General features: G+C 43.9%; 27 protein-coding genes. 6 read left to right on the top strand and 21 right to left on the bottom strand.

What is annotated here, in order from left to right:
* Nucleotides 1-82: 82 nt before the first annotated feature.
* Entirely contained in the window at nucleotides 83-451 is a 369-nt protein-coding gene (locus tag WC526_03480; GenBank protein ID MFA5062183.1) for a hypothetical protein, read from the top strand.
* 131 nt (nucleotides 452-582) lie between these two features.
* Nucleotides 583-1,236 carry a DedA family protein gene (locus WC526_03475; protein ID MFA5062182.1) on the top strand — a complete coding sequence of 218 codons (654 nt, stop codon included), beginning with the start codon at nucleotides 583-585 and terminating at the stop codon, nucleotides 1,234-1,236.
* Here WC526_03475 and WC526_03470 read toward each other — a convergent pair.
* Genes WC526_03470 through WC526_03435 form a run of 8 tightly spaced genes read right to left on the bottom strand, consistent with a single transcriptional unit; the run spans nucleotide 1,192 to nucleotide 8,139 of the window.
* Complete coding sequence (locus WC526_03470) at nucleotides 1,192-1,632, bottom strand: hypothetical protein (protein ID MFA5062181.1); 441 nt, start codon at nucleotides 1,630-1,632, stop codon at nucleotides 1,192-1,194. The two genes, WC526_03475 and WC526_03470, sit on opposite strands and share 45 nt — an antisense overlap.
* Before the next feature lie 26 nt (nucleotides 1,633-1,658).
* Nucleotides 1,659-2,882 (bottom strand): ABC transporter permease, encoded by a 1,224-nt coding sequence (locus tag WC526_03465; protein MFA5062180.1) that lies wholly within the window; start codon nucleotides 2,880-2,882, stop codon nucleotides 1,659-1,661.
* On the bottom strand, nucleotides 2,879-3,589 hold the full coding sequence (locus tag WC526_03460; protein ID MFA5062179.1) for an ABC transporter ATP-binding protein: 711 nt from the start codon (nucleotides 3,587-3,589) through the stop codon (nucleotides 2,879-2,881). Before WC526_03460 ends, WC526_03465 begins: the two co-directional genes overlap by 4 nt.
* Before the next feature lie 9 nt (nucleotides 3,590-3,598).
* On the bottom strand, nucleotides 3,599-5,344 hold the full coding sequence (locus WC526_03455) for an efflux RND transporter periplasmic adaptor subunit (GenBank protein MFA5062178.1): 1,746 nt from the start codon (nucleotides 5,342-5,344) through the stop codon (nucleotides 3,599-3,601).
* Complete coding sequence (locus WC526_03450; GenBank protein MFA5062177.1) at nucleotides 5,341-5,781, bottom strand: hypothetical protein; 441 nt, start codon at nucleotides 5,779-5,781, stop codon at nucleotides 5,341-5,343. Before WC526_03450 ends, WC526_03455 begins: the two co-directional genes overlap by 4 nt.
* Before the next feature lie 9 nt (nucleotides 5,782-5,790).
* Complete coding sequence (locus WC526_03445) at nucleotides 5,791-6,198, bottom strand: hypothetical protein (GenBank protein MFA5062176.1); 408 nt, start codon at nucleotides 6,196-6,198, stop codon at nucleotides 5,791-5,793.
* A gap of 38 nt (nucleotides 6,199-6,236) precedes the next feature.
* Entirely contained in the window at nucleotides 6,237-6,812 is a 576-nt protein-coding gene (locus WC526_03440; protein MFA5062175.1) for an RNA polymerase sigma factor, read from the bottom strand.
* Between the two features lies 1 nt (nucleotide 6,813).
* Nucleotides 6,814-8,139 (bottom strand): hypothetical protein, encoded by a 1,326-nt coding sequence (locus WC526_03435; protein MFA5062174.1) that lies wholly within the window; start codon nucleotides 8,137-8,139, stop codon nucleotides 6,814-6,816.
* Nucleotides 8,140-8,232: 93 nt separating this feature from the next.
* On the opposite strand from WC526_03435, the gene WC526_03430 reads away from it, so the two are divergent.
* From WC526_03430 to WC526_03420, 3 genes are read left to right on the top strand one after another with little or no spacing between them, the layout of a single operon-like run.
* Nucleotides 8,233-9,105 carry a metal ABC transporter substrate-binding protein gene (locus WC526_03430; GenBank protein MFA5062173.1) on the top strand — a complete coding sequence of 291 codons (873 nt, stop codon included), beginning with the start codon at nucleotides 8,233-8,235 and terminating at the stop codon, nucleotides 9,103-9,105.
* Entirely contained in the window at nucleotides 9,096-9,854 is a 759-nt protein-coding gene (locus WC526_03425) for a metal ABC transporter ATP-binding protein (GenBank protein ID MFA5062172.1), read from the top strand. The genes WC526_03430 and WC526_03425 overlap by 10 nt, the downstream gene beginning before the upstream one ends.
* A gap of 2 nt (nucleotides 9,855-9,856) precedes the next feature.
* Nucleotides 9,857-10,669: a metal ABC transporter permease gene (locus tag WC526_03420; protein ID MFA5062171.1), complete on the top strand. Its 813-nt coding sequence runs from the start codon at nucleotides 9,857-9,859 to the stop codon at nucleotides 10,667-10,669.
* Here WC526_03420 and WC526_03415 read toward each other — a convergent pair.
* The 12 genes from WC526_03415 to WC526_03360 all read right to left on the bottom strand — a co-directional run bounded on the left by WC526_03415 (nucleotide 10,637) and on the right by WC526_03360 (nucleotide 17,944).
* The gene (locus WC526_03415) at nucleotides 10,637-11,035 is read right to left on the bottom strand and encodes a VOC family protein (protein ID MFA5062170.1); all 399 of its coding nucleotides are present in this window, start codon (nucleotides 11,033-11,035) and stop codon (nucleotides 10,637-10,639) included. The two genes, WC526_03420 and WC526_03415, sit on opposite strands and share 33 nt — an antisense overlap.
* A gap of 80 nt (nucleotides 11,036-11,115) precedes the next feature.
* The gene (locus WC526_03410) at nucleotides 11,116-11,331 is read right to left on the bottom strand and encodes a hypothetical protein (GenBank protein MFA5062169.1); all 216 of its coding nucleotides are present in this window, start codon (nucleotides 11,329-11,331) and stop codon (nucleotides 11,116-11,118) included.
* Between the two features lie 65 nt (nucleotides 11,332-11,396).
* Complete coding sequence (locus WC526_03405) at nucleotides 11,397-11,600, bottom strand: cold shock domain-containing protein (protein ID MFA5062168.1); 204 nt, start codon at nucleotides 11,598-11,600, stop codon at nucleotides 11,397-11,399.
* A gap of 128 nt (nucleotides 11,601-11,728) precedes the next feature.
* The gene (locus WC526_03400) at nucleotides 11,729-12,130 is read right to left on the bottom strand and encodes a CxxC-x17-CxxC domain-containing protein (GenBank protein MFA5062167.1); all 402 of its coding nucleotides are present in this window, start codon (nucleotides 12,128-12,130) and stop codon (nucleotides 11,729-11,731) included.
* 49 nt (nucleotides 12,131-12,179) lie between these two features.
* Nucleotides 12,180-13,481, bottom strand: coding sequence for an Nramp family divalent metal transporter (locus tag WC526_03395; GenBank protein MFA5062166.1), 1,302 nt, complete (start codon nucleotides 13,479-13,481; stop codon nucleotides 12,180-12,182).
* The gene (locus WC526_03390; protein ID MFA5062165.1) at nucleotides 13,462-13,599 is read right to left on the bottom strand and encodes a hypothetical protein; all 138 of its coding nucleotides are present in this window, start codon (nucleotides 13,597-13,599) and stop codon (nucleotides 13,462-13,464) included. The genes WC526_03395 and WC526_03390 overlap by 20 nt, the downstream gene beginning before the upstream one ends.
* A gap of 63 nt (nucleotides 13,600-13,662) precedes the next feature.
* Nucleotides 13,663-14,286 (bottom strand): hypothetical protein, encoded by a 624-nt coding sequence (locus WC526_03385; GenBank protein MFA5062164.1) that lies wholly within the window; start codon nucleotides 14,284-14,286, stop codon nucleotides 13,663-13,665.
* A 2-nt stretch (nucleotides 14,287-14,288) separates the two neighbouring features.
* On the bottom strand, nucleotides 14,289-15,551 hold the full coding sequence (locus WC526_03380; GenBank protein ID MFA5062163.1) for an ABC transporter permease: 1,263 nt from the start codon (nucleotides 15,549-15,551) through the stop codon (nucleotides 14,289-14,291).
* Nucleotide 15,552: 1 nt separating this feature from the next.
* Nucleotides 15,553-16,275: an ABC transporter ATP-binding protein gene (locus tag WC526_03375; GenBank protein MFA5062162.1), complete on the bottom strand. Its 723-nt coding sequence runs from the start codon at nucleotides 16,273-16,275 to the stop codon at nucleotides 15,553-15,555.
* Nucleotides 16,276-16,329: 54 nt separating this feature from the next.
* Entirely contained in the window at nucleotides 16,330-16,698 is a 369-nt protein-coding gene (locus tag WC526_03370) for a hypothetical protein (GenBank protein MFA5062161.1), read from the bottom strand.
* 85 nt (nucleotides 16,699-16,783) lie between these two features.
* Nucleotides 16,784-17,092: a hypothetical protein gene (locus tag WC526_03365; GenBank protein MFA5062160.1), complete on the bottom strand. Its 309-nt coding sequence runs from the start codon at nucleotides 17,090-17,092 to the stop codon at nucleotides 16,784-16,786.
* 375 nt (nucleotides 17,093-17,467) lie between these two features.
* On the bottom strand, nucleotides 17,468-17,944 hold the full coding sequence (locus WC526_03360; protein ID MFA5062159.1) for a hypothetical protein: 477 nt from the start codon (nucleotides 17,942-17,944) through the stop codon (nucleotides 17,468-17,470).
* 169 nt (nucleotides 17,945-18,113) lie between these two features.
* Between WC526_03360 and WC526_03355 the strand changes: the two genes are divergently transcribed.
* On the top strand, nucleotides 18,114-18,329 hold the full coding sequence (locus WC526_03355) for a hypothetical protein (protein MFA5062158.1): 216 nt from the start codon (nucleotides 18,114-18,116) through the stop codon (nucleotides 18,327-18,329).
* Nucleotides 18,330-18,367: 38 nt separating this feature from the next.
* On the opposite strand, the gene WC526_03350 is transcribed toward WC526_03355, so the two are convergent.
* A complete protein-coding gene (locus WC526_03350) occupies nucleotides 18,368-18,958 on the bottom strand; it encodes a YdeI/OmpD-associated family protein (protein ID MFA5062157.1) in 591 nt (196 codons plus the stop codon).
* Nucleotides 18,959-19,037: the final 79 nt, after the last annotated feature.

Below are 19,037 nucleotides of genomic sequence, written 5' to 3'. Positions count from 1 at the left end.
TATCCACAGGCCACCCCTTGAAAAAAGGGTGGTTTTGTGATATATTACTTTGTCCCTAAGATGGACAGAGAGGTCGGAAACCATGAATACAGCCCGGAGGGTTGAACTCGCCGGGCTACAAGTCCAGCGAGTAATGTGGGATGGTGTGAAGGAAAACATGCTACTCATCTACTGTCTGGACAAGCCCCCAGAAGCAGACAGCCCGCTGTTGTCGGACTTCATGTGGGCGCAGGCACTGACTCAACAGGGGCAGATCGTCCTACGAAGTATGAGGTGGAGTGTGGCAGGATTGGAGGAAGAAGTCCACGTCTCCACTTCTGGTTCAGACCTTCACGTGGTTGCGAAGCTCCACGTGGAGAAGAAGGGCAAGTGGATCGGCGTGGATCTGGTAGAGACCAACCACAAGGACAAGCCACTCAACCTTCAGTTCATCCCCAAGGAGGAACAGTAGTCAGGTGACGAGAGACACCCGGCTTCAGCGCCCTTGGCCGCACGTACGGTCTTGGGCGTTTTTTTGTCTTGTTAAAATCCAAAAAATCAGGTAAAATAATGCTGTTGTCAATCTTCTCACTCATTTCGTTTATGATCTCAACAATAATCGGATATTTAGTCAGTTTTGTTGTCAGCGTCATCGGCGCCACCGGCTATGCCGGTATTTTTGGTTTAATGTTGGTTGAAAGTTGCGGTATACCGATGCCCTCGGAAGCTATAATGCCTTTTTCTGGATTTTTAGTGGCTACCGGTCATTTAAATTTTTGGTTGGTTGCCTTGGTCGGAACACTGGGGAATTTAGCCGGTTCGTTGCTTGCCTATTTTATCGGTTACAAAGGCGGTCGGCCTTTAATTGAAAAGTACGGAAAATATTTTTTAATATCAAGACACGATCTGGATAAAGCCGATCATTGGTTTAAAAATTATGGAGAAGCCACTGTGTTGGTGGGGCGTTTGCTGCCGGTAATTAGAACCTATATTTCTTTTCCGGCCGGAATCGCGGAAATGAATCTGAAGAAGTTTGTTTTATTTACGTTTATCGGCGCCTTTCCGTGGGCCGTGCTCTTTACCTGGCTGGGAATTAAATTACAAAATAATTGGACATTAATTCAGGAAAAATTGCACAACTTTGATTTGTTGATGTTGGTTATAGTTATTATTTTCGTCGCTTTGTATATTTGGCGACACCTCAAGCACAGATCAAAATCCGCGCACAGTGCTGGAAGCGGGGACCAATTGAATTGACTCGGCCGTCACGCTGCCGTCGGAATTTTGTGTGCCTCTCACCATTATATTTTGGCCGGACACTAAGTCGTTGGTTGTGCCTTCGGCTGTTTTTGTAATTGGCGTTGAGGTTGAATAGAGAATAATTTTGGAACCGGCATTGTTATCAAGCTGTAAAGAGATCGTGCCGGCATTGGTGGAAAGAATGCTTCCGCGCACCGCACTGACATTGGCGCTGCCTGCGCCACCGATGCCATTTCTCCCTGCGGCACCGGCGAAGTTGCCAAAATTTCCAGCCATTGGATTGCGAGGACCGGCTTTGGCTGTGCTTGTACCATATGTATAGCCGCCATAGAGCGCGCCGCCGCCGACCAATATGATGATTACTACCATGATTATGTAATACGTTTTTTTCATACTTTTGTATTAATTATTAATTTGATTTATTCGTATCGTAGGGCCTCAATTGGATTTAACCCCGCGGCTCGGCGCGCCGGGTAATAACCGAATATAATGCCAATCAAAGCCGAAACCCCAAAGGCCAGGGCCACGGCGTACCAAGATATAGAGGTGGCAATACCGGCAAATTTGGAAATGATCACTGCCAATATCCAGCCAAGGAATACACCCACAACCCCGCCAAAAAAAGTAAGCATCACCGACTCGGTTAAAAATTGCAAACTGATATTATTTTTTTTGGCGCCAATCGCTTTGCGCAGTCCGATTTCTCGCGTGCGTTCAGTGACGGTGGTAAGCATCATATTCATAATGCCGATGCCACCGACAATCAGGGAGATACCGGCAATAGCCGCGAGCAAGGTGGTAAAGGTATTGGTGACCGAGGAGGCGGTTGCCGCGATATCTGTCTGATTCATGACCTGAAAATCGGCCAGCGAAGAATCAGTAATGTTGTGTCTTTGTAGTAATAAATCAGTAATTTGTTGTTGTATGGCGGCCATTGATTTTTCATCGTTGGCCTGAACATTAATAGTGGAGACAGAGGTGTCACCGCTTAGGTACCTTTGTGCCGTGGTGATCGGGATGTAAATAATATCATCCGAGCTGCCAAACCCGGAGCCGCCTTTTGATTTGGTGACGCCGATGACAGTGTATTCGGAATTGTTTATGCGTATAGTTTGGCCGGTTGGGTCAGTTCCCTCACCGAACAAATCATCTCTGGTGGTTGGACCTAACACCGCCACCTTAGACATACTCTGTACGTTTTGGTCAGAAATAAAAGAGCCAAGGTCAATCTGGACATTGCGCACTTGCGGATAAATAGAGGTGACCCCATCAACCGAAGTATTGGTGTTTGTTCCTTTGGCCGTGATTTGATAGCGGCTTGAGACCTCAGGCGCCACCGCCTTAGCCGTGGTTATTTCGTTGGCAATGGCATCGGCATCCGCCTGTGTGAGCGTACTGGCAGACCCTCTGGCCGAGCGTACGGTGGTGCCGACTCCTCTGGAAAATCCGGGCGTAACCAAAATTAAATTTGACCCGATTGATTGAATGCTGGATTCAATTGAGGCCTGTGATCCTTGGCCAATGGAAATCATGGCAATAACCGAGCTAATGCCGATGACAATACCAAGAACAGTCAATCCGGATCTAATTTTATTGGCCGTAATCGCCAAAAATGTTTCTTCAAGTAAATCAGAAGTATTCATACTGTCGCGTGAGCTATGCGGGGTTTCTCAATTATTTCATCCTTGATAATTTCCCCGTCTCTTAAATGAATAATGCGTTTGGCATGCAAAGCCACATCATGTTCATGAGTAATTAGTACGATGGTGGAATCATGTTTTTTGTTTAATTCCTGAAAAGTTGCCATTACTACGTCTCCGGTTTTTGTATCCAAATTTCCGGTTGGTTCATCCGCCAAAATTATGGACGGATTATTAACTAAGGCCCGGGCAATGGCCACTCTTTGCATCTGTCCACCGGAAAGCTGGTTTGATAAATGATTCCACCTGTCTTCGGCCAGTCCGGCTGCCAGGAGCGCGTGTTTGGCTTTTTTTTCTCGCTGATCGCGCGGTACGCCGGCATACATTAAAGACATGGTTACGTTGCGCAAAACTGTGGCTCGGGGTAGAAGATTATAACTCTGAAAGACAAAGCCGATCTTTTTGTTTCTGATTTCTGCCAGTTCGTCGTCTGCTAAGTGTGACACATCTTGATCGTCAAGCAAATAGGTGCCGCTCGAAGGGGAGTCAAGCGCGCCCAAAATATGCATCAGGGTTGATTTTCCAGATCCGGATGGTCCCATAATGGCCACAAATTCGCCGTCCTTTATTTTAAAGGAAACATTTTTAAGGACAATTGTTTCTTCTTCACCGGTTTTATAAATTTTAACAATATCTTTGCATTCAATCATAAGATTTTTTTAGCGGCCGAAGCCACCTCCGCCTATACCGGGAATGCCCAATCCGCCGCTATTACTGCTTTTGGTAGTATTAGTTTTTGTGGCACTGTTTGAAGTGATTGTTTGGGTGATTACCTGGTCGCCCACATTAACACCACTGACAATTTCTGTCATGGTGTTATTGGATAGTCCAACTGTAACTGTCTGTGTTTGTGGCGCGTCATTTATTAGTAATTGGACATAAGATGATCCATTGCTGGTTTTTACGGCCGCGTTAGGAACCAGAATTACGTTTTGTTTGGAGTCGGTTATGATGTTGGCCGTTACACTCATACCCGATTTAACCCTTGAATCTTGAGTATCAAAACCTAGTTTAACATTATAGGTGACGACACCTTGGGAGACAGTGCCGATGGTATCAATATTTAAGACAGTTCCGGCAATGGTTAAGTCAGACAGAGCATCAAAAGTGAGCGTGACCTGCTGGCCGACTTTCACTTTGGAAACGTCCACTTCGTTTAGCGGAATTTCAGCGATTTTTTGCGAGGTGAGCAAGGTGATCGCGGCTGTTCCCGCAGAAATTGAATCGCCAACGTTTACGGAAACTTTGGCAACCACTCCGGTAAAGGGCGCTTTAATAGAATAATCGGCCAATTGTTGCCTGGCATCATTTAGAGAGTTTTGTCTTTGCTGGACGGATAATTCCTGTGCCTTAAGATCAAGCGGGTCTGTGCCTGCTTGTAAATCGGCGAGCGATTGTGTTTTTTCGGCAATTGATTGGCTGGCACTAATAATAGATTCTTCATTATTTTGGATTGTTTGCTCAACACCAAGCAAATCGCTGACATGAGAATTTACTTTGGTGGTGTAGGAATTCAGATTTGTCAATTGCGTGTCCGCAGCCGCTTTGGGAGTGGCACTGTGTTCACGCATTGTATCTGCATAAAATTGAATTAAATTGTTAGTGCTTTTTATGGCGTCGGCAATGGATTTGGAAGTGTTGTATGATTCTGAAATCAGGGCGTCAATGGTGGAGGTGCTTGAAAACCGGCCGGCGGCTTTATAATCCGTAAAATTTTGATCGTATGCTTGTTTGGCGGTTAAATATTTGGCGTAAGCATCATCCCTGAATTGTTTGACTTGGGGTTCATAATTTGTCACTGCGTCTACATAATAATCCATATTCCATTGGTTGGCTCCGCCCAGAGTACTGTCGTTTCCTAAAAGCACATTCGTGAGTCCGGTCATTACTGTAGGTAAATCAAGAAAAGCATTTGAGACCGAATTGAATCCGTCATCATAGGCCTTGCTTAGATTATCTATGGCCTGTTGTTTGGAGGATTGAGATTGATAAAGGGAATTTTGTGCTTGTAACAAAGCCAGCGGGTCGGTCGCTGCTTTCATTTTTGCAAGCGACAGCTGGGCGCTTTCTAAATTGATTTGCGCGTCACGTACGGCTTTGGTGGCATCAGTGGCATCTATACGCAGTAAAACCGTGCCGGCCGTAACTGTTTGGCCTTCTTTAACGCTAATGGAGGTCACGGCGCCGGAACCCTTGGTGGAAAGATCAACCTGGTTTGAGGCCGAAACCTGCCCGCTGCCGCTTACCGAGGTTATGAGGGTGCCTTGCGTGGCAGCGGTTGCTATATATTGGGTAGTAGTTTGACCGCCGGTAAATGATTTATATACGTAATAGGCGATTACTGCTATTACAATAATTATTATACCGGTCCAGATTTTATGTTTTTTTATAAATTTTTTGATCATAATGACTGCGGAAAGACGCGAATAAATTTTGCTTCAATTTGTCCGGTACTGCTCGGTTCTCCTAAAATTACAACTTGGTCGTCAACTTTAAGATCACTAGGACTTAATGTATTTTGTAAGCTTCGTATCAGGGTGCCGTTGGAGATAACCACGCTTTTTTCAGTATTATCATCGCCTTTAATTAAAAGCGTGCTGGTGCTGACTTTTATAATAGTGCCGGCGGCGCTGTTCGGATTCATAAAATCTGCACCCCCACCCAGAAGCGGTCCGGGCGGAGGTCCGAATAAATGATGGTAATTAGCACCCCATTGATAACTAAATCTGGCTTCGCGCGAGCCGACCATTATACCGGCCCAAAAAATGACCAGCACTATGATCAGCGCTCCTAATCCGATCACTATGCCTTTGATAATTTGTATGCCTTGATTTGATTTCATATGTTTTGTTTAAGCGTGATTTTTAATTTTATTATGATGTATCAGGACAAGCGAAGCGCGTGCCATCATCCACACAAACATGCATACCAGCCACAAAGAGATGCCGACAATAATTATTGAAACAATCGGCAAGGATTGAATGAGAGACAGGAAGTATTGCTGCCAGTATTTTAAGATGATGGATGAGTCGGAAAACAGCAAAGAGACAAGTTTGCCGGCTTCGGAGTTTATGATATACGGAATTTCCGATCTTAAAGCAATTACGAGCACAAAAACAGACACTAATGAAAAGAAGCCGAAAATGATAATTTTAGCGTAGTAGTTGACCATTTTTCTATGTTCAATTGTTTGGACAATCTTTTCAGCCAAGCCGTTTGGGCAATCAAGCTGGATATGTTCAAATAATGGGTTTGTCATACACGTATAATACGTAAATAAATGAATTTTAGGTGCATTTATTGTTCACCCTTGGGTATCAATTCTCGGAGTTTGATGAGAGCGCGGCGGTGGCGGCTTTTTATCGTGTCCAGTGATTCTGACAGAACTTCCGCAATTTCCGCGAGCGTCAGCTCTTCCAGGTAATATAAATTTATCACCGTACTATATATGTTGGGCAGTAAATTAAGGGCTTTTTGGATTATGGCCGCGCGTTCAACTACAGCCATCTGTTCAAGCGGCAGGGGCGTTTGATCCGACAGCACATCTACCGGATTGATGGCGTTTTCGTCATCATCAACAACAGTGGTCAATATGGGTAGCTTGCGTTTGCGAAGAAAGTCAATGGCTGTATTTTTGGCAATTTGAAACAGCCAGGGCTTGAATTTTTTTGTCGTATCAAATCGGCGCAGGCCCTTCCAAACCTTGATGAATGTTTCCTGGGTGGTGTCTTCGGCGTCCTGCCCGTGGCCGATATATTGTGCCACAAAATTATATACCCGGGCGGTATATCTTTGTATTAAAATATTTAGAGCGGCTTCATCGCCGGTCAAAAAAGCGGCTACGAGTTGTTCATCCGAGTGTAGATCTGGCATTTTATTGAAGTTGGTCTATGTCGCTTTGGTATTTATTGGCGGTGGCAACCACATTATCGCCGTAAAAACTGTAGCGGGAATTGGTACCGCCGGAAAAATAAATCATGGCCGCTTTCCACTCTCCGGATTTTGAGTCAGCCCCGGCGGCTTTTAGCTTGATGGCCGAGGCAATAAAAGCATCTCTGATATCCCAGGGGTTGGCCGGTGATTTGCCGGTCATGGCCGCAACTTTATCTTTGTAGCCCATCCAGGTTGAGGGGATGAATTGCGCCGGCCCCATGCCGCCGCCCCAGCCGACCTGGTTGCCTTTAGCATCATGCATCGGGCAGGAAACAGGCGTGGAATCTATATCAAGATTCAGTTCCGTTGTTATTTTTTTAAACGGTTCCTGATCCCTTTCCGGTTTCATTACCACTTTCCAGCTTTTTTCCGGCGGGTCGCCCAGGCGGTTGCAGGTGCCGACATTTTTGCCCAAGTTTGATTCTTGGGTTAAAATCGCGAGTAAAAACGCCGGACGTACGCCGGTCAGTCCTGATGCCCAATTGGCAATCTCAAGCGCCTGGCCGAAGGTTATCTGGGTGGTCATGCTGAACAGTTCGTAAATGCGGTTGCGAATGGCCGCGGCCTGTTTTTTTTGATCGGCTAAAATTGCCTGGTAAGAACTTTCCTGTCCTTTGGTTTCCTGCAACAGTGAATTTTGCTCCTGCAGGGTTGTGACCAATTGATTTTGCTGAATTGATTTTATTGACAGAAGTTTTTCATTGTCGGTTTGCTGCTCTTCATACTGGGTGCGTTGCGTTTCCAGTTGTGCCTTAACGTCTTTTGTTTGTCCCATAAGTTGGCTCAAGGCCTGGGTGAGCATAAAATAGTTTTTAACTTGCACGTAGGCGTCTCCCAAACTGCGGGCAGTCATAATCATGGTCAAAACGTTTTGATTATCAGAATGCAACTGGCGCAGAAGGCCGGCGATTTCAATTTTTAAGGATTCTAGTTTGGCCGCCTTGGCGCTGATGGACTGATTGGTGATTGTTAAGTTTTTTTCCAGTTCAGCCAGTTTGAGCGTGGTTTCTTGTATTTGTAATTTTAAAGCGGCCTGCTGTGATTTTAATTTTTTTATTTTATTGGCCAGAGTATTTTTTTGGGTGGTTGTTTGGGCCAGTTCTTTTTCATAAATCGCGATTTGCTCTTCAATTTGATCAAGCTGGGCCTGCAGTTGATCCCGCTCCTGGGTTTTGGCGGTTATCTCATCGGCCCGCGCCATTGGTACTAAAATTACAGCGGAAATTAAAACCACCGCGGCTAAATATGTTTTATACTTTAACAGCATATATTTTCATTATATCTAAAAAGTGCCTGATTGAACAGACCGCTTGAGGATTTGGCTTGACTCTGCAGTAAAATTTCTGTATCCTATTTATATATGAAGTTTCGGTACTTAATAATTTTAGCGGTTTTTGGGGCCTTAGTTTTTTATTTTTATAAATTTCATCCTGTTAAAAACAGCACGGAAACAGGTGTGGTCACTTCTTTTTATCCTTTGTATTTTTTTACCACCCAGATTGCGGGTGACAAAGCGAGCGTGTACAATATAACTCCGGCCGGAGCCGAACCGCACGATTATGAACCAACCACGCAAGATGTAGCCAGAATAGAAGACAGTAAACTTTTGATCATTAATGGCGGAAAACTGGAACCTTGGGGTGATAGCATGACGGCTTCGTTAAAGGGATCCCAGACAACCGTGGTTGTGGCTGGAAATAACGGCGTAGGGGATCCGCATGTGTGGCTGGATCCGGTATTGGCCAAAAATGAAGTTGCGGCTATCTTAAACGGTTTGACTGTCGCTTTCCCGACAAACGCGGACTATTACAAAACCAACGCGCAAAATTTAGAAAATAAATTGGATGCGCTTGATGCCGAGTACCGCACTGGGTTAAGTAGTTGCCAAAAAAAAGATTTTGTCACCGCGCACGCGGCCTTTGGCTATTTGGCGAAGGAGTACGGCTTAAACCAGGTTGCCATTTCCGGTATTTCACCCGATGAAGAGCCGTCGCCGCAAAAATTGACCGAAGTTGCCGATTTCGTAAAGACCAATAATATTAAATATATTTTTTTTGAAAGTTTGACGAGTCCGAAATTGTCAGATACGATCGCGCGCGAAACCGGCGCGCAAACGCTGGTGTTAAATCCGCTTGAGGGTTTGACCAACGCGGAAATCAGTCAAGGAAAAAATTATTTTACGGTGATGACGGATAATTTAAATAATTTAAGAATTGCTTTGCAATGTCAGTAAATTGTAAAAATATAATTGAATTGCACAATGTGTCATTCTCCTATGGCCAGACCTTGGTGTTAAAAAATATCACTTTAAATATCTGCCATGGCGATTATCTGGGCATGATCGGCCCTAACGGCAGCGGTAAAACCACTCTGCTTAAAGTGATGCTCGGGCTCTTAAAGCCCAGCGCCGGCGAGGTTAAGCTTTTTGACAAACCTATAAATAAATTTAGGGACTGGTCCAAGCTGGGGTATGTGCCGCAAAAAGCCATAAACTTTGATCCGCTTTTTCCGGCCACGGTTTGGGAAATCACGGCCATGGGCAGATACGGGAAAAAAGGCCTTTTGCGCGGACTGGATAAAAAAGATGATGCCATTATTGCCAAGGCCTTGCGCCAGGTGGAAATGCTGGAATATAAGGACAGATTAATCGGTGATTTGTCGGCCGGACAAGAGCAGCGCGTTTTTATCGCCCGGGCGCTCTCCGGTGAGCCGGAGATATTATTTCTTGACGAACCCACGGTCGGCGTTGATGTAAAAAATCAGGAAGAATTTTACGCGTTACTGAAAAATTTAAACAAACAGCTGGGGTTAACCCTGATTTTTGTGTCGCATGATTTAGACGTGGTTACTCACGAAGCCACTAAATTGGCTTGCGTCAATCAATCTTTGATCTATCACGGCGAACCGAAGCAGTTTATTAAAGGCGATTATCTGCAAAAATTATACGGAGAAAACGTGCGTCTGATTTTACACGATCACTAAATATGCTGGATATATTTCATTACGGTTTTATTATCAGGGGACTGGAAGCGGGGCTCCTCATCGGCGCGGTCGCGCCGCTTATCGGGATATTTTTGGTTTTGCGCCGGTATTCTCTAATTGCCGACACGCTTTCGCATGTTTCTTTGGCCGGAGTAGCTATCGCGCTGTTGTTAAAAATAAATCCACTGCTGACAATGCTGGGCGTGTCAACCGTATCGGCGGTGGTCATTGAACGCCTGCGGGTCAGTAAAAAACTTTATGGTGAGAGCGCGCTGTCTATATTTTTATCGGGCGGTCTGGCGCTGGCGATTGTGTTAATCGGCTTGGCCCACGGTTTTAGCGTGGACTTGTTCAGCTATCTTTTTGGCAGTATTGTTACGGTTAAGCCGTTTGATATTTCCGTTATCTTGATTTTAAGCTTCATTATCTTTGTTATTTTGATTTCTTTTTTTAAGGAATTGATCAGTATTTCTTTTGACGAGGAAGTAGCAAAAACCAGCGGCATTCCGGTCGGATTTTTAAATATTGTCTTTATAATCCTGGCCGCTTCCGTGATTGCGGTGGCCATTCCCATTATCGGCATTTTGCTGATTTCGGCCCTCTTGGTTATTCCGGTTGTCACCGCCCTCCAGCTTAAAAAAAGTTTTAGAAAAACTTTATTCTGGGCGGAAATAATTTCGCTCGGTTCAGTGCTCCTCGGTATCCTTGCTTCCTTCTATCTCAATATATCTTCGGGCGGAGCAATCGTTTTGATAATGCTTATGGTTTTTGTCTGCGTGCTGTTATTTCGGTTTCCATCCCGTCGGTTGCATTAAGCCAAAGGTATTGCCTTCGGTATCAATGCCGCGCGCGAACCATCCCACTTCCGGAATTTCAGATTTTTCATGCGTGATTTTTCCGCCGTTATTTTTGACGTCTGCTATCGCTTTGTCCAAGTTTTCCACCATGATGGTGCAGTCATAGGTATAAATTTTATTTTCACCATCTGACCGTTTGTATAATCCGCCGTTAATTCCCGGCGTGCCTTCCGGCCCGGTAGAGAGCCCCCAATAATTCATTTCGCCGCCGTCTTTTTCGTCCATCATCTTTTCAATTTTCCAGCCAAAAGTTTTTTCATAAAAATTTTTAGCCCTATCGATATCGTCGGCCTGAACTTCAAAATGTATAATGCGATTTCCCATATAATTTAAAATTAAAAAATTAACTGTCTATACAGTTACGGTAGCCAAATAAAATATGGCTGTCAAATCTGAAGTCGGGTTTACGGCCGATTATGACGCATGTTGTCCAGGGCCCAGCAATATTCTATCACCAAGACGGGTATCCATTGCGGTTCATTATGAACAATGAACATGATAACTCCAAAAATTGAAGCTATAGTGTTGATAATAAAGAAAGCAATATCAAATTCTTCTTCATGGCGTGATACGACTTCGTTGTTGGTGATGTATAAGAAGGCGTTGCGTAGTTTTTTCATATAAAGTTATTTTGAAGTGCGCCATACAAAAAACCACCGGTTAGGTGGTTTTTTGTTATTGGATATTAAGCGGCTAAGGTCACATTGGCGGCGCGAGGTCCTTTTTCAGAATCTTCGACGTCAAAGTTTACTACATCGCCGGCTTTTAACTGGCTGAATTCAACACCTGAAAGTGAGGTGGCATGAAAGAAAATATCTTTGCTACCGTCTTCAGGAGTGATAAAACCAAAATTTTTGTCTCCAATAATGGTTTTGATTGCACCTTTCATAAGATGATAAAATGTAATGAATAAAGTATACTGAACAGAAATTCACTACATTTCTATTCTGGTATGGAAATAGTATAGCACAAAACAACGAAAAAGTCAATAGCCGAGTTGAATGAAGGGGCTTTTCACTACTTTTTCTTTTTGGCAGCCGCCTTTTTAGCCGGTTTCTTAGCAGTAGTTTTTGTCTTAGCTGCGGCCGGGGTCGGGGTCAGTATTTTTAGAATATTGTCCAATTTGGCGTTTAATGCGTCAAATTGTGACTTAAATTGAGCGGGATTATTGTTGCCGCCGGTATTATGGCTGGGGGTAAATTTTGGCCTGTTACCGCCAAAACTTCTTTCTGGTCTGCCGCCGCCGGCGTTTCCGCCTTGAGCTTTAAAACAGTTGTTGCAAAAAACTGGCCTGTCGCCGGTTGGCCTGAAAGGCACTTCGCATTCATTACCGCACTTACTGCAAGTGGCTTTAAACATTGGCCTGTTGCCGCCGCCTTTACCAAAATTTCGGCCGCCATCCCGATTAAAATTGCCCATAGAAAATTGATTATATTAAAAATATTATTAGTTATAGCTAAAGTTTAGCTCATTTCTGGATAAAAGGCAATAGAATAGAATAAAACATGGCCAGGGCCGAAGCGGCCATAATGCAAAATGTCAGCCAGACAAGCGTGTTAGAAAGCCCGCCGCTTCTATGTTCACCCATCACTTTTTTGTTTCTGGCAACTTTGGCGATCAGATATATGAGCGGCACGGAAGTTACGCCGTTGAAAACAGCGGTAAAAATCAGGGCCTTAATCGGATCAATGCCAAGATAATTAATAATCAGCCCCACCAGCGTAGCGATGGTGATAACTCCGTAAAAACCATGGGCTTTTTTTAATTTTAAATTCAACCCTTCTTTCCAATTGACGGCCTCGGAAAAAGCATAAGCGGCCGAACCGGATAATACCGGAATGCCTAACAGTCCCAAGCCGATAATGCCGACGGCGAAAATAATTTTGGCCAGAAGGCCGGCGTAGGGGAATGTTTGCACCAGTGGTTCCAAGGCCTTGGCCGCGTCGGCCGCGGTGCTGACATTGGTAATGCCATTTTGATGTAAAACCGTTGCGGCCACGACGATGATGCACCAGGTTGCAAACTGTGAGGCAAACATGCCGATAAAGTTATCCCAGCGTAATCTTTTAAGAAATCGACCGGTGATGGCGGGTTGGTTATCTTTACGCAAGAGATGTTTGGATTTTTCTTCTTCAACTTCTTCGGAGGCCTCCCAAAAAAACATATAGGGAGAAATGGTTGTGCCCAGAACTCCGGTGATGATAAAGAAGAAAGCAAAACTGAATTCAATGTGCGGCAAAAAAGTGGCCACCGCAATTTCTTTCCAGGGCTGACTGACAATAAAAACCGTTATCGGGTAAGCCAGCAAAGTTAAAGCCAGCCATTTTAAGATGCGCGAGTATACTTTATAGGAAGTGAAAATCTCCAAAATTAAAATCAACACGGTAAAACCGAGCGTCAAAATGGTGAAGTTAATTGGAATAATCAGCCGGGTGGCCGCGGCCATGGCGCCGATGTCAGCGCCGATATTGATGGTGTTGGCGACCAGAACCAGCAAGACCACCGCGTATAATACTTTTTTGCTGTAATTTTCTTTGATTATTTTGGCCAAACCCTTGCCGGTGGCGGCGCCGATGCGCGCGCAGGCCTCTTGAATGGCCGTTAAAAAGGGGAGTGTTAACAGGGCTGTCCAAAGTTGGCCGTAACCGAATTGCGCTCCGGTTTGAGTGTAAGTGGCAATGCCGGACGGATCATCGTCGGCCGCGCCGGTGATTACTCCCGGACCGAAAATTTTTAGGGAGCGTTTGATTTTATTTAGAGCTTTGCCCATGTTTTTTTCTCAAGGCCTTTTGTTCAAGCATGAGTTTCTTAATTGCCAGGCGTTTCTTTGTTTTGGGAGAACGCTTTGATTTTTTTCTCTTGGTGTATCCAGTGATCCTTTTGGCCATATGCGAAATATTAATAAATAAGATAGGTCAATTATACCTTAAAGTAGCAATATTTAAAAGCAGTCAAGTCCGTGGATGAGATTTTTTCCATTCTTTCAATCGGCCTGCCTGGCGTTCCATTTTGTCCGCCCGGCGGATGAATTTTGCGTTCTTTTGTGGGTAAATTTTTTTGTGTGGAGAGTCGTTTAACGCATCCACCAAATAATGCAGGTCTTCTTTGGCGGTAACCCACTTATCGCCAAATTTTTTTAGATTAAGCGGTTTGGAAAAACCAACCAGCCGCTTTTTGTAATATTTATTATCAAAATATTCATGGAAATATGACACAACCAATTCGCGCACGGTTTTATAAACCGGATCGCGGAAACGCAAGGTAGCGTGATTGGATTTACTTATCGCTCCGAAATGGCCGTTGCGTTTGTAGAGTGCCACCACATGGTCTTCATCCCCTTTAGCGCTAAGATCTAAAAGTAGCGGTTGCTCTCCGTTAATCCACAAAGCCGTGGCCGCTAACAGCGCCCCTTCAAGACAATGAATTTTGCGCGCTTTAAGTGCCCGTCTGGGCGACATGTATGTTTCGCCTTTTTTTTCCCAATTTATCGGAAAAGTATCCAGAAAATTTTGGATTTTTATGGGCGTGTTGAGTTTTTTAAAAATTTTTAATTCAAGTTTAGCCAGACCGAGCATAACTATATTTGGTTTCCTCTTTTTGTTCTTTTAAAATTCAAATTCAGAGTCAGGATTTTGTCGGAAGCGAAAATCCTGGCGGCAATGATTACAAATATTAAAAACAGTATTGCCATATATCCGATTCCTAACCAGATATTGTAATACTGGCCCAGCATTAAATTCGGCGCGGCTAAAAATGGGTGGGAGAAGGGGATAATATAAATCAAATATTTTAAAGCGGGCGAAATAGTGTTCAAGTCCAAAAACATTATCATGAAATATGGCAACATAATGAGCAACATGAGGGGGCTGATAATGCCCTGGGCGCTCTTGGTGTCTTGGGCGAATGATCCCAGAATCAGCGCGATAGACAGGGCAACTAAAATTCCAAAGAATAGGGATAAGCCCAGCAGAATATAATCGGTACTGTTAAAAACGAGCCCGAGTTGGACGGCTGCCGCCTGGATCGCAGCGTTTGTGCCTCCGCCAGTGCTGCCGGTTATGCCGTTTATATAACTGCGCATCCCAACCAGATAAATAGCCGAGGTCAGGAGTGCCACCAGTCCCGCGCCCACCAATTTGGCGGCGACCAGTGACCGTCTGGATACCGGACTGGAAAGCAGGGTTTCCAGCGTTTTATTTTCCTTCTCGGTCGCAATAGAGGTTACGATCAACTGGGAAGCGAAAACGATTACCAAAAATAACACAATCGGGATAAAGGTGGTTTGGGAAGAAATATATCCGCTGATTGCGGCCGGAGAAACGTGCGCCTGTCGGTCGCCAATTACTACATAGTCATCCTCTTGTAACAGTTTTTCCGCCGGTTTCTTGTTTAGGTTTTCGTTAATGGCCGCAAGGGCAATAGCCAGATTCTGGCTGCCTCTGGAACCGGTAAAGGAAAAATTGGTCATGATGGTGTAGATGGGCAGGGGGGTAGTTTTTTGGTTGTTCAGATTTTGTTCAAACCCGGCCGGTATGACCACCAGGGATTTTTCGTTGTCGCTTCTGGCTCTGGCTACCGCTTCATCCGCGGAAAGATTTTGATAGACGGTTATGTCAAAGTGGTTATTTTTTAAAGCATCCTCCAAATTTTTGGAACTTTTTGAATTATCCAAATCCAACACCGCGATCGGGGTATTGCTCTGCGCGGTCTGGGCGACTTGTTTACCGACTGTTTTGCCGATGAAGACAAAAACTATCACCACCATAATCAAGGGAGCGATCATCTGTATGGTCAGGAGCTCTTTGATTTCTTTTTTAACTAAAATGTAAAACTTTTTCATGTTAGGCGTGGGATAATTTCATAAAGACCTCTTCCAGATTGGCGGCGCCGTATTTTGCTTTCAGTTCCGATGGAGTGCCGATTTCCATAAGCTGACCCTGGGCAATGATGCCGACGCGGTCGGATAAAAATTCTATTTCCAGCATATTGTGGGAGGATAACAGGACCGACATACCCTGGCCGGCCATTTGCCGGATAGTTTTGCGGATCTCCAAACCGTTGACAATATCCAGCCCGGAGGTCGGTTCGTCCAGTATCGCCAGTTTTGGACGGTTCATCACGGTGCGTGCGAGTAAAAGTTTTCTGGTCATGCCTTTGCTGTAAGTTTTGATTTTATCTTTGAGCCGGTTTTTGAGATCGGCAATTTGAGTGCCCAGTTCCATAAACTCTTTTTGTTTTTTGGTGTCGTCCGTGTAAATTGCGGCCATAAACTGCAAATAATCCTTGCCGCTTAAATTTTTGTAAGCGCCGGCTTCTTCCGGCAGATAGCTGATGATTTTTCTGACTTCATTGGCTTGTTTGGTAACATCAAAACCGTAAATTTCGGCTTTGCCCGAAGTTGGGGTTAAAATGGTGGCCAGCATCTTTAAAGTGGTAGATTTTCCGGCGCCATTGGGGCCGATAAGGGCGAAAATTTCCTTTTCAGCCACACTAAAACTGACGCCCTTGACGGCTTCCACTTCACGGTAGATTTTTTTTAGATTTTCTACGGATAGGGCTAACATGTTTCTTAGTATACACCTTGTTTAAACAAAAACAATGCCCTCATTAGCAAGAGTTTATTTAAAACTCATCCAGAAGAACCAAGCGCCTATAAGAAATATGACGCCGCCCCAAAGCACCTGCCCGCCTTTGAACATTTGGGCCTTTTTATTAACGCGATCAGGAAAGCCGATTTTTTCAACTCCTTTGAATAATGTAATCCATCCTAAAATTGTGATGGCGACCCTCCAGTCGGCAACCCAAACATTATGTAAAACCACGGTGATTAATCCCAATAAAAACGTGATATATCCCGTAGAGATAGTAATGGTTTTGTCTTCGGTATATTCTATAATTCTCCCTAAAAATTTTGCGCCAACAGACATTGCGCCGAGAATCATAAAAAGACTGCCCCAGAATTTTGCCAGGTAGATTGCGATTTCCATATTTTATATATTATTATCTTTATCTGATAATTATAACAGAAAATCGCCTGGTTGGCGATTTTTGGCTCCATTTTTGAGTGTGGATTCACTTATTGGTAGTTTGTAATATTTTTTCCAATGTAGCGCCAATTAATATGCCTAATAAGGAAACTAATAAAAGAATCGCAAAAAGTAAAGCGACCCTTGAAACAATGTAAATCAAAGTTGCGCTGTAGCGCACACCAGAATCACTCAAGATAAAGTAGCACAGTAATACAATTGAAAATAAGAGGACGCCAAGGGAAGATTGCCTAATTGGCAAAGAGAATCCTCTCCATTTAGAGCTTTTGTTTTTAAATTCAAGAATTAGACCCAAAAGAAAGGATGCCGATAAAAAAAATATTAATATATTCATATGTTATTATTATAATAAAAATATATAATTTATTCAATAATATAGAAAGAACAGGGAAGAGACCCTGTACCGCGAGATCCAGGTTCTCCTGCCCGAAGATGTTCCACCCCCGGATCTTCGCGAATCCTCTCGGCTCACCTTTGAAAGAGCCAGGGGGTTATTTTAATTTTGTCTATTAGATGATAATTTAGGCTTAGAGTTGATAAATCCTACTGTCGACTATTTTTTATATAGTTATTTTACGGACACGGCATTTTTTTAATTTGTAAACAAAAACAACCTTCAGAGAAAGTTGCTTTTGGAATGTGCGAGCAGTGAAAATGTGGCTCGCTGCACATCCCTCCTGCCGGAACTAGTGTTGGGATCGGTTCTGGACTATTTCCTCTTCGGATTCTGGGGGTTTGCGGTGGAGACCTTAGTGTCTTCGGAACGCTTGACGAAGAGTTCAAGCGTGTAAACCGGATAGCCATTGCCCCGATTGACCGAGTAGCAGATGCGGTATCCGGTCCAGTGGATGGCGCCAAGCTCGGGCAGATCCAGTTGCATGAGCTCGAGCAAGAGTGCCATCACCTTGTCGTCATTGGCAGATTTGAGCCAGTCTGTTAGGGCAAGTTCGCCTCTGCCTGTGTACTTCCGGAAAATCGCAGTCGCCGCCTGGCTGTGGCGCTCCATGATACGGTCGTGGTCGCACAGAGTCAGCCTGTCCTTTTCCGGAGTGAATTTTTCCGGAAAGTTGAACTGGCGCAGGAGCATGTGGGACGCGTCGCCGAAGGACCCTTTACTTGTTTCTTTGGGGTCAAACGGCGTAGCCGGATAAACGTGTTCCTTACCCTCGTCGTTAACATATCTCATGTCCGATCCCTTTCGGTTGTCAGAAAAATTAAAGAACAAACTAGAATAACTCAAAAACCAGGTTTTGTCAATGAGGGGTCCTAACTTGTATATGTTGGGTATAAAAATAATGACCTGATTGAGCCATTATTTTTGTCAGCTCCACATCAATTATGATATACTTTAAAATATGAAGTTAACAAATGACAGTTATATAATATCGATGGGTACAAAGAAATTTACCGAAAAATATTTTCGGGATAAAGATGGTTGGGTTAAGATTTCTGCAAAAGGGAATAAATTTCAGATGACAGCGGAACAACTTCTCAATCATTTATTGCCTGCTATAGCCGGAATAAAACCTGGTCTGACGTGGAAGGTTGAATATAAACATAAGAAAAATTGAACACTCCAAAGAAGTAAATTTGTTTGCCCCGAACTTTTTTACACGATAGCGTCTCTTCTTTCTCGCACAAATCCAAAACGTTTATTTACCGCCGTCATCTTTATAAAATGGGCCAGAGCTTTTTGATACATATCCATACTGTGCCGCTTACCGTCTTCAATATACGCGATCCTGATACGCTGATATGAAGGCGGCATTTTTTGAAAATATTTCCAAGCATTTTTGTTCCTTTGTAATGCTTTCAAAATATCTTGAGGAATCAAAAATTTATCAGCCGTGTCTGTTTTTGGATTGAATACATGCGCGATTGCCTCAAGTCCCCGTTTCGTCATCTTCTTTTCTTTTATAAGTTCACGTATGCGCTCTTTATTCATTTGTGAAAGCCCGCTCTTTGATTTGCGCGGTGAAAATCGTTGCGCAAAACGTTCCTTATCAATCTTTTTGATAATACTATCAATCCATCCAAAACAAAGAGCCTCCAGGACCGCGTTATCATATGAAATGCGGGGCTTCCCAGTTTTTTTCCGGTAATATATGAGCCACATCTCTTTCTTGTTTTTGTGATTTTTTACTAGCCAATTTCGCCAATCTTTTCTATTGGTCACGTAAAGAGTATTTTTAATTTTCATATTTTTAATAATAACAGAAAACCACTTTTATTAAAAGTGGTTTTCAAGAGCTCCGGTTGTGCTTGGACGTTAGAACTTG

This window comes from Patescibacteria group bacterium, assembly GCA_041649475.1.
Classification (GTDB): Bacteria; Patescibacteriota; Patescibacteriia; order Magasanikbacterales; family GWA2-37-8; genus JBAZNA01.
Note: the sequence above shows the minus strand (reverse complement) of the source record. Positions and strands in the feature narration are given on the sequence as shown.

Excerpts from the sequence above, each read along its gene's own strand:
- WC526_03410 (MFA5062169.1), bottom strand. The coding sequence starts at position 11,331 with ATGAAAAAACTACGCAACGCCTTCTTATACATCACCAACAACGAAGTC.
- WC526_03460 (MFA5062179.1), bottom strand. The coding sequence starts at position 3,589 with ATGATTGAATGCAAAGATATTGTTAAAATTTATAAAACCGGTGAAGAA.
- WC526_03440 (MFA5062175.1), bottom strand. The coding sequence starts at position 6,812 with ATGCCAGATCTACACTCGGATGAACAACTCGTAGCCGCTTTTTTGACC.
- WC526_03465 (MFA5062180.1), bottom strand. The coding sequence starts at position 2,882 with ATGAATACTTCTGATTTACTTGAAGAAACATTTTTGGCGATTACGGCC.
- WC526_03360 (MFA5062159.1), bottom strand. The coding sequence starts at position 17,944 with ATGAGATATGTTAACGACGAGGGTAAGGAACACGTTTATCCGGCTACG.
- WC526_03365 (MFA5062160.1), bottom strand. The coding sequence starts at position 17,092 with ATGAATATATTAATATTTTTTTTATCGGCATCCTTTCTTTTGGGTCTA.
- WC526_03470 (MFA5062181.1), bottom strand. The coding sequence starts at position 1,632 with ATGAAAAAAACGTATTACATAATCATGGTAGTAATCATCATATTGGTC.
- WC526_03450 (MFA5062177.1), bottom strand. The coding sequence starts at position 5,781 with ATGAAATCAAATCAAGGCATACAAATTATCAAAGGCATAGTGATCGGA.
- WC526_03475 (MFA5062182.1), top strand. The coding sequence starts at position 583 with ATGATCTCAACAATAATCGGATATTTAGTCAGTTTTGTTGTCAGCGTC.
- WC526_03350 (MFA5062157.1), bottom strand. The coding sequence starts at position 18,958 with ATGAAAATTAAAAATACTCTTTACGTGACCAATAGAAAAGATTGGCGA.
- WC526_03445 (MFA5062176.1), bottom strand. The coding sequence starts at position 6,198 with ATGACAAACCCATTATTTGAACATATCCAGCTTGATTGCCCAAACGGC.
- WC526_03415 (MFA5062170.1), bottom strand. The coding sequence starts at position 11,035 with ATGGGAAATCGCATTATACATTTTGAAGTTCAGGCCGACGATATCGAT.
- WC526_03425 (MFA5062172.1), top strand. The coding sequence starts at position 9,096 with ATGTCAGTAAATTGTAAAAATATAATTGAATTGCACAATGTGTCATTC.
- WC526_03435 (MFA5062174.1), bottom strand. The coding sequence starts at position 8,139 with ATGCTGTTAAAGTATAAAACATATTTAGCCGCGGTGGTTTTAATTTCC.
- WC526_03400 (MFA5062167.1), bottom strand. The coding sequence starts at position 12,130 with ATGGGCAATTTTAATCGGGATGGCGGCCGAAATTTTGGTAAAGGCGGC.
- WC526_03390 (MFA5062165.1), bottom strand. The coding sequence starts at position 13,599 with ATGGCCAAAAGGATCACTGGATACACCAAGAGAAAAAAATCAAAGCGT.
- WC526_03370 (MFA5062161.1), bottom strand. The coding sequence starts at position 16,698 with ATGGAAATCGCAATCTACCTGGCAAAATTCTGGGGCAGTCTTTTTATG.
- WC526_03480 (MFA5062183.1), top strand. The coding sequence starts at position 83 with ATGAATACAGCCCGGAGGGTTGAACTCGCCGGGCTACAAGTCCAGCGA.
- WC526_03355 (MFA5062158.1), top strand. The coding sequence starts at position 18,114 with ATGAAGTTAACAAATGACAGTTATATAATATCGATGGGTACAAAGAAA.
- WC526_03395 (MFA5062166.1), bottom strand. The coding sequence starts at position 13,481 with ATGGGCAAAGCTCTAAATAAAATCAAACGCTCCCTAAAAATTTTCGGT.
- WC526_03385 (MFA5062164.1), bottom strand. The coding sequence starts at position 14,286 with ATGCTCGGTCTGGCTAAACTTGAATTAAAAATTTTTAAAAAACTCAAC.
- WC526_03430 (MFA5062173.1), top strand. The coding sequence starts at position 8,233 with ATGAAGTTTCGGTACTTAATAATTTTAGCGGTTTTTGGGGCCTTAGTT.
- WC526_03455 (MFA5062178.1), bottom strand. The coding sequence starts at position 5,344 with ATGATCAAAAAATTTATAAAAAAACATAAAATCTGGACCGGTATAATA.
- WC526_03420 (MFA5062171.1), top strand. The coding sequence starts at position 9,857 with ATGCTGGATATATTTCATTACGGTTTTATTATCAGGGGACTGGAAGCG.
- WC526_03405 (MFA5062168.1), bottom strand. The coding sequence starts at position 11,600 with ATGAAAGGTGCAATCAAAACCATTATTGGAGACAAAAATTTTGGTTTT.
- WC526_03380 (MFA5062163.1), bottom strand. The coding sequence starts at position 15,551 with ATGAAAAAGTTTTACATTTTAGTTAAAAAAGAAATCAAAGAGCTCCTG.
- WC526_03375 (MFA5062162.1), bottom strand. The coding sequence starts at position 16,275 with ATGTTAGCCCTATCCGTAGAAAATCTAAAAAAAATCTACCGTGAAGTG.